Raw genomic sequence first — 12181 nt, 5'->3', positions numbered from 1 at the left:
CTTCTAAAAAATTCAAATGATATAGGGTTATAAAAACATATTCAAAAATTTTTAAATTATATTATTTTATAAAATAAGTGTTATAATAGAATATTTTTAAGTAATTTAAAATTAAATATTGTAAAATTAGAATATATTATTATAATATCGAGATGCCTGGAGGCAGAAATGTTAAAAGATTTATTCAAGGATCGTAAGATAGTAATTTTTGATATTAAAACAACAGAGGAAGGATTGGATTCTGAAATTTTGTACTTTGCTGCTAGAACTTACATTAACAATGAAATGGTTTCTAAGCACAACTTTTTTATTGCAACAGATAAAAAAATTCCAGGAAACATCATAAGAAAATATCGTATTACTAATAAGAAAATTGAAAGTGAAGGAATAGACAAAATGTCTGCATTAGAAAATATGACTTATATTTTTCAAGATGCAATTTTATTTACTTATAATGGAGATAATTTTGTTTTTCCTTTACTAGAAAAAATATATAAAGAATGTGGATATAATCTTCAAATCTCAGAAATAGACGCATTAAAACTTGCAAAACAAATTATTGGATTTGATGATGACATAAGTCTTGAAGAACTAGCTACTAAATTAGGAGTTAGATATGAGGAAGAAAGACTATTAGGTTCTCCTTATACTACTATGGTTCTTGAAAAAATTTGATTTAGATTAAAATCATTCATTATTTCTTAATAAACAAACTAGCTTATAATCCTTAAATAGAAAGTACCAGCTTCATGGTACTTTTTTTATTTACAGTTTTTTAATTTCTTTAGCAACTTCAATTGGGACTATTTGGCTCAACTCCTCAACACTTGCTTCTTTAATTTTGTCTAAAGTTTCATATTTTTCTAATAATTTTTCAATTCTAGTTTTCCCTAAATTCTTTATTTTATATAATGAGTTTTCAAATAATGATTTAGATTTTTTATTTCTATAGAATGAAATAGCAAATCTATGAACTTCATCTTGGATATTAAGTAAAAAGAAATATAAATCAGATTTCTTATCCAATTTAATTTCACTAAAATCTCACTTCACAATTCTATCTGTTTTATGTTTATCATCTTTTGCTAATCCAATTACTGGAATAATTGAATCTAGTTCTAAAAATTTTAAAGATTCTAATGCAGCTTTTACTTGTGGTTTACCACCATCAACAATTATTAAATTGGGTATTTCACCAAATGAAGCTGTATTGTTTTTATATCTTCTATAGATTACTTCTTTCATGTAATCATAATCTGAGTTAGCATCTTCATCTTTGATATTAAATTTTCTATACTCATTTTTATTTTTTACACCATTTTCATAAACAACCATGGCCCCTACTTTATTGGTGTTGAAAATATTAGAGTTATCAAAAATTTCCATTCTGTATAAATCTTTAATATCTAATAATTTTTGAAGTTCTTCTAATGAATTCAATTCTCTATTTTGGTTAGAGATTAGTTGTAGGTATTTGTTTTTCATTATTTCAACAGCATTATTAAAAGCTGTATCCATCACATCTTTTTTAACTCCTTTAGAAGGATTTAAAAATTTTATTTTTAATGATTCACTAAGTGTTTTTAATTTTTCATCAGATAGAGATAGATAAACTGTTTTAGGTAATTCAATTGCTATCTTTGAATAATACTCATAAATTAAAGTTAATAATATTTCATCTAATTCAGAATAAAAAACTGTTATTAAATCATACTTGCTTAATAATGATCCATTAACATATTTAAAAATAACTATTGAGATTACATTTTCTTTACAATAAAAACCAATGATGTCCTCATCATTTTTTTGTGAAAAAATAATATCTTGTCTCTCAGAAAACATTTTTAAATTTTTTCTTAGTTCCAAATATTTTTGAGAATCTTCAAACATTAATTTTTCAGCAGCTTGTATCTCTTTTTTTTCTAGTTGTTCATCAATAGATTTAGATTTACCTGAAAAGAAATCATTAATCTCTTTTAAATAAGGTTCATAGTCTTGTCTAGTAACTTTTTTAATACATGGTCCTAAACATTGACCAATATCATAATAAATACATTTTTTATTAGGTAACTTATTACATTTTCTTAAAGGGAATATTCTATTAATAAAGTTGTACAATTCATACTTTTTAATATTGCTATTAGCAAAAGGACCATAATATGTTCCTTTAATTTTTTTAGTTGAGTCATGAGAATATAAAATTCTTGGGTGTTCTTCTTTGGTTACTAAGATATAAGGGAATGCATTAGATTCTCTTAGTAACATATTATATTTAGGTTTATATTTAGCTATTAAATTGTTTTCTAACAATAAAGATTCATTTTCATTATTTACCACAACATAATCTACATCACAAATTTCATTAGCTAACTTCTTTGTTTTTAAATCTCTATCTTTTAAGAAATATTGTTTTATTCTGTTAGCTAAATCTACTGCTTTACCAACATAGATTACTATTCCATTTTTATCTTTTCATAGATAACACCCAGGTTTATGTGGAATTTTTTTTAGTTTATCTTTTATTTGTTCATTCATAGCTTTGTCTTTTAAGTTTATAATATTTTATTATGGAGTATCAAAATTTTAATAATTTAAAAAATAAAGATAAATTGTATAAACAAATTTATAATTTATTTCCTTTTCAGTTTTATTCAAAATTCAAAAAGATAATCCTTATTACTAGTATTGTTTTATTTTTACTAATAATTATTTATTTAATTGTGGCAACATATTTAAACAATCCTTTAGTTTGGTATTGTTGTGCAATACCAATATTCTTCTTTATTTTTGGTTCTTTGATTTTAACTACTATAAATGTGGAAATATCTATTAAGAAATTTAAAGCTAATTTATACCAAAAACAAAAAGAATTAACCCACAAGGATGAACTAAAAATAATCCATTTAAATAAAAAGCAATTATTTAGCAAAAGATCTTCATTCATTTTTAATCTTATAGATCAAGCATGAGAGCAATTAAAAGACCAAAGTAATTAACTTTGGTCTTTCCCTGATTGAAATGTGAAGTGCAACATGCAAAGTATAATTTGTATAGCACCTAACATTTCAATTTTTTATTTATTGGGATAAAAAAAGGTGCCCCCATATAAACGCACAAAGGAACACCAATTATGTTTTACACTACAATTACTCTAAATGATACTAACAAATACAGACATTTGTCTTATGGTGAAAGAGAAATAATAGGACATATGTATTTTGTTCAAAAGAAAAATATTAACCAAATAGCAACAGAATTAAAAAGACATAGATCCACAATTTTAAGAGAGATCAGAAGAAACAATAATGTTGAAGGATATAGTGCTGAAAAGGCACAGAAAAAATATATAGAAAGAAGAAACCATAAAAACTTTTTTCTATGACAAAAATACAAAACTTTCTCAGAATTATTTGCAGAAAAATACAATTGCAAATGACATGGTGTGGAATTAACTAGACACTATATAAAAGAAAATTATCCATGTGTTTTAGTTCCTTCCACTAAACAAATTTATAACTGAATACAAACAAATAAATGAATTAAAAAAAGATCAGACAAACTAAGAACTGCTTATATAAAAGGTAGAAAAAGAAAAAAAGGAATGTTCTCAAAATTTGATGAAAAGTATGTACATCCCTTCTGAATGAGACCAAAACACATACTTAATAGAAAAGAGTTTGGTCATTGGGAACTAGACTTAGTCATAGGAAAAAGACAATCTGGTTATAGTAATTTATTGGTAATGGTAGAAAGAAAAACTAGAAATTCATTTATTACTAAAGTTGAGAACAAAAATCCTTTCACTATTAACTCAGCAATAAAAAGTTTAGTTAATAAAAACAACTTACATGTAAAGACAATAACAATAGATAATGGAATAGAATTCTCAAAAATAGGAATTGCAGCTTATTGAATAAAATGTAAAGTTTATTATTGTGAACCTTATGCTTCATATCAAAGGGGTTCAAATGAAAATGTTAATGGATTGATTAGAAGAGTGTATAAAAAAGGTACAGATTTTTCTTTGTTAAGTGATGCAGAAATAAACAATCTCCAAAACAAAATTAATAGAATGCCTAGAAAAATGTTTAACTATATGAGTAGTGATCAGTACTACAAAAAATGTATGAATTCTTTAAACTGATAAAATAAAAAAATTCTGCTCCCTTTTTTGAGGTAACAGAATTTCTTATGCTAACATTAATGTTGCACTTCATGTTTCAATTAAGGAAAGACCAAAGTAATTAACTTTGGTCTTTTAATAAACAAACTTATATATGTAATTTATTTCTTATTTATATCAAAATTAGATATAAGGAGTTCATTAATTTCACCTCTTGAACTACCATCTGAATTTATCATTCTTTTAGCTTTAACTCTTTTAATATTGTAAGCAGAATAAATTTCATCAAAGAAGCTGTCATTTTTATCTGAGTTTTTTGGATCTGAATTACTTAATAATATTTTTGTACCTTTATTATTTAGTTTATTTATATAATCAGCTAACTCTTTTTGATTTTGATCATTAAATAAATCTTTATTATATGCAGTAAAACTTGAAGTACTAGTAATTGGGCGATAAGGTGGATCAAAATAAACAAAAGTATTTTTATCTATAAATTCTTCAGATTTCTTATAATCCCCATAAACAATATTTACATTTTTTAATTTTTTAGAAATAGCTTCAAGATTTAAAGTATCACATATTTTAGGATTTTTATAATGACCCATTGATACATTAAATAATCCTTTTTTATTTACACGATATAAACCATTAAAGCAAGTCTTATTTAAAAATATCATTAATGCAGCTTTTTCTACATCTAAAAATTGATTGTCTTCTTTTTCTTTTAATTCATTAAATCTATTCTTTTTAATTAAGTAATACCATTTTCTGTCATCTGTATTTCTTAATAGAAAATCTTTTTCCATGATTTGAAGCACTGGTATAAGTTCTTTTACTTTGTATTTAATAACAGAATATACATTAATAAGTTCAGCATTAATATCACTTATATAAATTTCTTTCACTTCATATTTACTTAAAACATCAAATAATACTGCACCACCTCCTACAAATGGTTCAGCATATTTAGTTATTTGATTGTTATGAAAAGGATAATACTTTTTAATTTCATTTAATAGTTGAGTTTTACCACCAACCCATTTCAAAAATGGTTTAACAACTTGCAAATTATTATTTATTTCAACTTTTTGTCTTAAACTTAATATTCTTGTTCCGAATATATATTTAGATAAAACACCATTACAATTGTTAATGCTTTCTTTATCATTTTCAAATTTTTTAAGTTCTATATTAATTTGTTTTAAATTATTATTTTCCAAATTTTCTACCTCTTTTAATATTTACGGATCTAAGAATATCAAAAGATCGGTAGAAAACCGAAATAAGATCATTAAAAAAAATAAATCTAGAAGTTTCGAAAGATCTAATAGTTGGTGTTAAGATCTATTAGTTTTTGACTAAACCTTATTTAATTCATTTATAAATTATTTTTAATTTGTAAATAAATCATTTTTAATTTGTAAATGAAATAAAAACAAAATAAAAAACTAACTAATTTCATTACAGAAACTAGTTAGTTTTAAATTAATTTATTCTCATTCAATTGTTCCAGGTGGTTTATTAGTTATGTCATAAACTACTCTGCTAATATTTTTAACTTTATTACAAATAATAGAACTAATTTTTTCTAAATGTTCTAAAGGAATTTTATATCACTTAGCACTCATAGCATCCATACTATCTACTGCTCTTAAAGCTAATGTATAGCCATAAGATCTGTTATCACCAACTACACCAACAGATTTTGAGTTAGTTAAAACTGTAAAATATTGTCATGGTTTGTGTTCAGAGTTTTTATAAAGTTGATCTATATAAGATCTAAATAAAAAATCTGCTTCTCTTACTATTTCTAATTTATCTTCAGTAATTTCACCCAATACTCTTACAGCTAGCCCAGGACCTGGGAATGGTTGACGATAAACATTTTGATAAGGTATATCAAGACTTAGTCCCAACTTTCTTACTTCATCTTTAAATAAGTATTTTAAAGGTTCTAATAATTCAAATTGTAATCTTTCAGGTAAACCACCAACATTGTGGTGTGACTTAATGGTTTTAGAAAATTTACTACCACTTTCTACAATATCTGGATAAATTGTACCTTGTAATAAATATTTAAAAGGAACATTAATTTTATTAGCTACCTTTTCAAATACTTCTATAAAAGTCTTACCAATAATTTTTCTTTTTTGTTCAGGATCTACAACTCCTTTTAACTTAGATAAAAATAATTGTTTTTGATCTACTAAAAAGATATTTTTACCAATTAGTTTTTTTAGTAATGCACAAACCTCTTGAGATTCATTTTTTCTAAGTAAACCATGGTCTACAAAAACACAATATAATTTATCTCCAATAGCTTGAGCTGTTAATACTGCAGCAACTAATGAATCTACTCCACCACTAATTGCACATAAAACATAATCATCTTTAACAATAGATTTGATTTCTTCTATTTTTTCTAACTTAATGTTTTTAGGTTCTCAATCACCTGCTACATCACAAATTGAATAAACAAAGTTTTGAAGCAATTGATTACCAAATGTAGTTTGAGTAACTTCTGGATGGAATTGAACCCCATAAAATTTTTTCTCTCTATTACATGCAGATGCTACTAAACATTTATTAGTTGAAGCGATTACTTTAAACCCTTTAGGTAAAAAGATAACACTATCAGAGTGACTCATTCAACAATTGTTGTCTAATTCAATATTTTCAAATAACTCATTTGTAGTAAGTCTAATATCAGTAGAACCATATTCTTCTGAATCTTTATCATTTTCAACTTGTCCACCATTTTCTTGCATCATTACTTGAAAACCATAACAAATTCCTAATATTGGAATATTTAAATCTCAAATCCCTTTATTTGGTTTTATACTTCTGTCTCCATAAACACTATCATATCCACCAGATAAAATAATTCCCTTAGGATTTTTCTTAATTATTTCTTCGATTGAAATATCATAATCTACTATTTCACTATATACATTCAAATCTCTTATTCTTCTAGCAATCAATTGAGTGTATTGACCACCAAAATCTAAAATTAAAATTTTATCCATAATATCCCCCTCAAAACAAATTTGGTATTTAGTTTATATTAATAAATATTATTAAAAAATTTTAGATTTTGATAATTTATAAATAATTATTTAGAAGAAACAGCATCTTTAATAACAAATTTATTTTTAGAAATTGTTTTTTTATCTAATACATAAACAACAAAATACATTATTTCTAAAGCCACTATAAATGCTAAAATTGATAAATTCACAACCATATAGTTGTTATCTGTTTTTAATGCTTGTTTTAAATAAGAAGTAAAGAATGAAGAAGAAGCTATTCCAATTGCTAATATTGATTGATAAATTCCCATAGGTGAAATTTTTCTTAATTCATATTTACCATTCTTAAGTTTTTTATTATCAAATGATAAAGTTAATACATAAGCTAAAACTAAGTTATATAAAATTCCATATGCAAAACCATTTAATGCAGAAACTCCAAAGTAAACATAAGGATTTGTATTAAAAGAAATCACTAACTCAAAAACAATTCATAAAATGATTCCCACAGTGAAAGCCAACATCTTATTATTTTTCTTTATTAAAAATCATGATAAACAAATAGTTCCAAGCAATTGGAATAAACTAAATAAACTTGCAATATATCCTTGAATACTTGAGATTTGATTAGATATACCTTGATTTGCTGCAAGGTGTTCAATAGTTAAAGTAGCAATTGAACCACTATTAGAAAATTTAATAAAAGCAATCAAAAAACCAACTAAACATAAAATGACAAAGAAAGTCATCTGACTTTTAGTTTTTTCAATTTTATTATTGTTCCCTAAAAAACCTACCAAGTTTCTATCTTCTTTAACTGTATATAGAATTACAAAAACACCTATGAATACAACAATAGCTAACATTCACATAATAGATAAATAAAATAGGTATGAGTTATTATTCGCTGAAGAAATTGCAGATACTTTAATAATCGATTGAATTGGAGCACCAATAAAATCAGCTAGCAATGGTGGAAAAGCCATTATTGAAACAGTTAAAAAACTTCTGTTTCTAGTATATTGTTCTTTAAACATTAATTCATATGTTCCAATCATTGAAGCTCCAACCCCCACTCCAATAGATTGAATAGTATTAGTAACTGTATTTTGAGTTATAGTCATTGGAATAAAAGATATAATTCCAGCAACTACTGCACCATATAAAATAATTTTTCTGTTTTTTAAAGATAAAGATAAATAGTCTACAAAAGGTCTTATAAAAACACCTATTAAACCATAAACCATTAAAGGCAACCAAACAATGCTTGAGTCAATATTATTTTGAACAACAGAAGTATATTCTCTAAGCATTTTTAGTGGAATTCAAAAAAGAACATAACTAACAAAAAAAATCTTATATCCTTTAGTTACATTTTTAAGTCTAAAAATAAAAAATAAAGACATTGAAAAAACAATTACAAAAATTATTAAATTAATAATGATTTCCAATGTATTTTGATTAATGTTATTCATAATAGGTTTATTTTTCTAGATGTGAAAATAATACAACAATTATTATATTAAAAGAAGTAATTTAAGGGAAATAAAAAAATAAAAAGACTTATAGAAAATCTTTTTATTTCATTTCAAATGGCGCCCTAAGAAGGAATTGAACCCTCATCTTTTGTTCCGAAGACAAAAGCTTTATCCATTAAGCGATTAGGGCTCATAATATAATTTATTTTTTCTTTTTAGCATAAATATCTAATTTAATATTTTCATAAGTTAAATTCTTTGAATCTAAAAAATCAGTGATTGCTTTTTCTATTTCTTTTGGAAGTGCAACTTTATCAAGTTTATTATTAGTAACATCATACAAATGAATATGTAAATCTTCTTTATTGATTAATTCATATGCTTGTTCTTTACTATCTAGTGTATTTACAATTTCAATAATTCCTTCTTCTATTAAAAAGTTTATTGTATTGTAAACACTACTAACATTTACTTTCTCACCCTTTGAATTCAAGTGGTCAATAATGTCTTTAATTGTGTGACCATGATAACCATCATTCAAACACTCTAAGATATTGATTCTTATTTTAGTAATTCGAACATTCTTATTATTGTTTAATTTTTCTAATAATTTTTGATTTGCCATTATTCTTTTCACTCTTTAGAATTTAAATTAATAATTTCTTGTTTGTAAATTGGTTTATCATCACGGTAAGGAGTTTCTAAGATTTTAGGAACATTAGCTAATTTTTCATTATGTGCTCATTTAACAAGGTAGTCAAATCCCACTTTTCCATAACCAATATTGTCATGTCTATCTTTTCTAGATCCAATTTCATTTTTTGAATCATTCAAATGGATTACTTTTATATAAGATAAATCTAAATACTTACTAAACTCTTCTAATGTTTGATCTGGATCACTAATATCAATTCCAGAGTCATGCATATGACAAGTATCTAAACAAACCCCTATTCTTTTTTTATTTTTTACACCTGAAACAATTTTTGATACTTCTTCAAAATTAATACCAACTTCTGAACCTTTACCAGCCATTGTTTCTACACAAATAATAACATCATTGTCAGTTGCTTCTATTGCTTTATTTAAGTTATCAGCAATATGGTTGATAGCTACATTTCTATCAGAATCCAAAGCACTTCCTGGGTGCAATACTATAAGTTTAGAATGAATTTGATTGGTTCTATTAATCTCAACAATTAATTGATTTAACCCCAAAGATCTTGTAGATTCTTTAGGAGAACCTAAGTTAATCAAGTAAGGTGCATGAACCACAATATTCTCTAGCAATAAAGGGTTTTTTTCTTTCATTAATTTAACTGCTTCATCAATTAAATTTTGATCTAATTCTTTTCTCATAAAGTTTTGAGGTGGTCCTGTAAAAACCATAAAACAATTACCATCATATTCTAAAGTTTCTAAAACACTACCAACCAAGTAATTTTTAGCTTTAAACCCCACATGGCTACCTAATAATAATTTATTTTTACTCATACACATCTCCTTAGTTTTGAGAAACAATCACTGAATTAACCAGAAAGAAAGAAACAGCAATAACACCTAGTACAATAGTTATCATTATCATGATTGAAAATCTATTAACATATCAAAATCTTTTAAACCAATTAAAAGAAACAGATATGCTTTCATATTCTGCTTTTGAATTTCTTACTCTTCATGTGTATCACAGTGAAAGAAGAGTAAAAGCAGTAAAGATACCACCTAATAAATAATAAACTCAGCTTTGCTCTCCATAGTATGGAAAGTTACCTGGATCTGATGTTGTTGCCTGTAAAAAACTAAAGATTTTTAAATTCATAACTTTATAAATATTGCCTACTAATTATAATAATACAATCTCATAATTTTCTCTAACAATAAATTGCACTAAAAACAATATTATTAATGTTGAAATAAAAAATAGAAACTATTATTAAGTTTCTATTTGATATGCATTAACAAGTTATTCTTTACCCATTAATTTAATTTTCAATCCATCACTAAAGTCTTTTCCAAAAATTACTTCTAATGAGTAAAATGCTAAATCCAAAGTAACCACAGGACATCTCCCTGTAATCAATTTATTAGATCTATATACATGTGTATTAAAGTCTTTAATTCTTTTACTATCTGTAATATCACCACTAGATCAAGAAATATATTTTTGATCTTCTTTAATAAGGTTATGGTCTGCTAAAGCATTTGGTGCATCACAAATAGCAATTACTCATTTATCATTATCAATAAATTCTTTAACACAAGCAATCCCTTTTTTAGATTGTCTTAGTAATGTTGCTCCATATCCACCAGGAATATATAAAACATCATAATCATTTACATTAAAATTCTTAATTGTTTTAATATTGGCAATATCAAACTGACCAGTTACCATTTCTAAATTTTCAGGTGAATAAAAATCTATTCTTTCAAATTTTTGGCTTGCTTTAAAAATAGATAATAAAGCCACCATTTCTAAATCTTGAAATTTAGACATTGTTAGTGCTAATAATTTCATAAAGTTACCTATTTATTTTTTAAACCTTCTATTAATTCAACACCTCTAGATGTTCCAATTCTATTTGCACCTAAAGATATCATTTTTAATAAATCATCAGTAGTTTTAATTCCACCAGCAGCTTTGATTAATTTATTATTTCCAACAACTTTTTTAAAAATTTCAATATCCTCAAAAGTTGCTCCAGCTGTTGAAAACCCAGTAGATGTTTTAATATAATCAGCATTTGATTTTAAAACTATTTGAGCAGCTAATTCTTTTTCTTTTGGAGTTAATAAACAAGTTTCAACAATTACTTTTAATAAAGCACCATTACATGCTTTTTTAATTTCATTAATTTCATTTACACAATAATCAACATCACCTTCTTTTAGTTTAGAGATATTAATTACCATATCAATTTCATGTGCACCTTTTGCTACACAGTCTTTAGTTTCAAAAACTTTTGTTTCAATAGTGTTTTGCCCTAAAGGGAATCCAATCACTGTACAAACTAAAACATTACTTCCACTTAGAAATTTTTTTGCAGCTTCAATAAAATAAGGATTTACACATACTGAGAAAAATCCATATTGTTTTGCTTCATTACAAAGTTTTTCAATTTCTGCTAATGTTGCATCAGGAGCCAGTCTTGTGTGATCAAACATATTAGCTATTTTTTTAATATCAATTTCCATATTTTTTCCTTAAATAAAATTATTACCATAATTAAATAATAAAAAAGAAAACCCCATTATAATAATGAAATTTTCTTTTTATTTACAAATTGAAATTGATTAGTCTCTAACAAAAGGAATTAATGCAACAATTCTTGCTCTTTTAATAGCATTAGAAACTCTTGTTTGGTGCTTAGAACAAGCAAAAGTAATTTTTCTTGAAGCTATTTTTAAGTTAGGAGTTAAATACTTGTATAGTAATTCAACATCTTTGTAGTCAACATGTTCTTGACCTTTAGCACAAAGTTTACAGAATTTTTTTCTTCTCCCTTGTTTGTTTGGATAACCTCTGTTGTATTTAGCAAAAGGTCTATCTT

The 12181-nt window shown here is 25.0% G+C and carries 12 protein-coding genes, 1 tRNA gene and 1 pseudogene; 3 read left to right on the top strand and 11 right to left on the bottom strand.

The annotated features are described in order from the left end of the window. The first annotated feature begins 168 nt into the window (after positions 1-168). The gene (locus MYPE_RS00650; protein ID WP_011076955.1) at positions 169-705 is read left to right on the top strand and encodes a ribonuclease H-like domain-containing protein; all 537 of its coding nucleotides are present in this window, start codon (positions 169-171) and stop codon (positions 703-705) included. Between the two features lie 60 nt (positions 706-765). Here the strand turns inward: MYPE_RS00650 and uvrC are convergent, their stop codons facing one another. Then, positions 766-2535 (bottom strand): excinuclease ABC subunit UvrC, encoded by a 1770-nt coding sequence (uvrC, locus tag MYPE_RS00645; protein ID WP_011076954.1) that lies wholly within the window; start codon positions 2533-2535, stop codon positions 766-768. Positions 2536-2720: 185 nt separating this feature from the next. On the opposite strand from uvrC, the gene MYPE_RS05635 reads away from it, so the two are divergent. Then, positions 2721-2996 carry a hypothetical protein gene (locus tag MYPE_RS05635; RefSeq protein WP_129374448.1) on the top strand — a complete coding sequence of 92 codons (276 nt, stop codon included), beginning with the start codon at positions 2721-2723 and terminating at the stop codon, positions 2994-2996. 134 nt (positions 2997-3130) lie between these two features. Continuing rightward, complete coding sequence (locus MYPE_RS00635) at positions 3131-4147, top strand: IS30 family transposase (protein WP_011076952.1); 1017 nt, start codon at positions 3131-3133, stop codon at positions 4145-4147. Between the two features lie 137 nt (positions 4148-4284). Here the strand turns inward: MYPE_RS00635 and MYPE_RS00630 are convergent, their stop codons facing one another. The 10 genes and pseudogenes from MYPE_RS00630 to rpsR form a co-directional block, all read right to left on the bottom strand. After that, positions 4285-5346: a DNA adenine methylase gene (locus MYPE_RS00630; RefSeq protein ID WP_011076951.1), complete on the bottom strand. Its 1062-nt coding sequence runs from the start codon at positions 5344-5346 to the stop codon at positions 4285-4287. A gap of 270 nt (positions 5347-5616) precedes the next feature. Further along, positions 5617-7152 carry a glutamine-hydrolyzing GMP synthase gene (gene guaA, locus MYPE_RS00625; RefSeq protein ID WP_011076950.1) on the bottom strand — a complete coding sequence of 512 codons (1536 nt, stop codon included), beginning with the start codon at positions 7150-7152 and terminating at the stop codon, positions 5617-5619. A gap of 86 nt (positions 7153-7238) precedes the next feature. Beyond that, positions 7239-8630, bottom strand: coding sequence for a transporter (locus tag MYPE_RS00620; RefSeq protein ID WP_011076949.1), 1392 nt, complete (start codon positions 8628-8630; stop codon positions 7239-7241). A 118-nt stretch (positions 8631-8748) separates the two neighbouring features. Further along, a tRNA-Arg gene (locus MYPE_RS00615) sits at positions 8749-8823 on the bottom strand. A 12-nt stretch (positions 8824-8835) separates the two neighbouring features. After that, the gene (locus MYPE_RS00610) at positions 8836-9258 is read right to left on the bottom strand and encodes a Fur family transcriptional regulator (RefSeq protein WP_044891193.1); all 423 of its coding nucleotides are present in this window, start codon (positions 9256-9258) and stop codon (positions 8836-8838) included. Further along, the gene (locus MYPE_RS00605) at positions 9258-10127 is read right to left on the bottom strand and encodes a deoxyribonuclease IV (RefSeq protein ID WP_044891192.1); all 870 of its coding nucleotides are present in this window, start codon (positions 10125-10127) and stop codon (positions 9258-9260) included. The genes MYPE_RS00610 and MYPE_RS00605 overlap by 1 nt, the downstream gene beginning before the upstream one ends. A 10-nt stretch (positions 10128-10137) precedes the next feature. After that, the gene (locus tag MYPE_RS00600; RefSeq protein ID WP_044891191.1) at positions 10138-10452 is read right to left on the bottom strand and encodes a hypothetical protein; all 315 of its coding nucleotides are present in this window, start codon (positions 10450-10452) and stop codon (positions 10138-10140) included. A gap of 144 nt (positions 10453-10596) precedes the next feature. Continuing rightward, on the bottom strand, positions 10597-11148 hold the full coding sequence (locus tag MYPE_RS00595) for a DJ-1/PfpI family protein (RefSeq protein WP_011076946.1): 552 nt from the start codon (positions 11146-11148) through the stop codon (positions 10597-10599). 8 nt (positions 11149-11156) lie between these two features. Beyond that, the gene (gene deoC / locus MYPE_RS00590; RefSeq protein WP_011076945.1) at positions 11157-11825 is read right to left on the bottom strand and encodes a deoxyribose-phosphate aldolase; all 669 of its coding nucleotides are present in this window, start codon (positions 11823-11825) and stop codon (positions 11157-11159) included. A 99-nt stretch (positions 11826-11924) separates the two neighbouring features. Next, positions 11925-12128: pseudogene (rpsR, locus tag MYPE_RS05925) on the bottom strand (30S ribosomal protein S18); the annotation flags it as partial. Between the last annotated feature and the right edge of the window lie 53 nt (positions 12129-12181).

This window comes from Malacoplasma penetrans HF-2, assembly GCF_000011225.1.
GTDB lineage: Bacteria > Bacillota_I > Bacilli_A > Mycoplasmatales > Mycoplasmoidaceae > Malacoplasma > Malacoplasma penetrans.
Note: the sequence above shows the minus strand (reverse complement) of the source record. Positions and strands in the feature narration are given on the sequence as shown.